The organism is Saccharopolyspora elongata (assembly GCF_004348985.1).
Taxonomy (GTDB): Bacteria; Actinomycetota; Actinomycetes; order Mycobacteriales; family Pseudonocardiaceae; genus Saccharopolyspora; species Saccharopolyspora elongata.
In genome coordinates this window covers 1-766 of record NZ_SMKW01000242.1, presented here as the reverse complement: position 1 = coordinate 766, position 766 = coordinate 1, and the positions used below count along the sequence as shown (strand labels likewise).

Genomic DNA, 766 nt, shown 5'->3' with positions numbered 1-766 from the left:
TCGGTTCAACCCAGCCTTCTGACGTACGCCTCGGCCGGGCTGCTCGGAAGTGCCTTTGGCGGAGCGGAGCATGTTGCGGACCTTCAAGTCCTCGACCGCGATCAGGCCGTGGTTTTTGGCCAGGTCGGTGGTGAGCTTGTGGTTCCAGTCCATCCGCCTGCGGGCCTGCCGAGCCTTCACCGCAGCTATCGCCGCGATGGTCTTGCGGAGTCTGTTGGAGTACTTTCCTCCGTTGTGTTTTTTGGCGTACTTGATCTGCCGGGATTTGCGTTGCTCCAAGCCCCGCAGTCGCTCCCGTTCGCCAGGAGGCAAGGTGTCGGGGCGTTGACGCTCGGTGTCTTCGTCTGAGACAAACACCGAGCAGGCGATTCCTACGTCCAGCCCGACCGCAGCGCCGGTGTTGACCGGGCGCTGGGCTGGTTCGGGCTGGTGGATGCCGAACGAGATGTGCCATCCCAGGCCGTCGCGGGACACCGTGGCGTTGCGGACGGCGCCGCCCAGGGGGCGAGACAGCCGGAACCGTACCCACCCCAGCTTGGGGAGCTTCACGTGCGCCATGCGGCGCGACACCTTACGGACCTGCACCGCCTGACCGGGGAACACACCCTGCCGGTGATGCTTGCGCTTGAACTGTGGAAACCCAGCTGGGCGGTTGGGGTTCCAGAAGTTGTCATAGGCGGTATCGAGCTGCCGGAGAACTTGCTGGGCGCACTGTGCGGGAAGGTCTCGAAGCCAGGCGTGGTCCTTGCGTGCCTCGGTGAGTCCG

The 766-nt window shown here is 64.9% G+C and carries 1 protein-coding gene; it reads right to left on the bottom strand.

All coding sequences use genetic code 11. The features are described from left to right. The coding region (locus E1288_RS46505) for an RNA-guided endonuclease InsQ/TnpB family protein (protein WP_132495753.1) at positions 1 to 766 on the bottom strand (766 nt) is incomplete at both ends.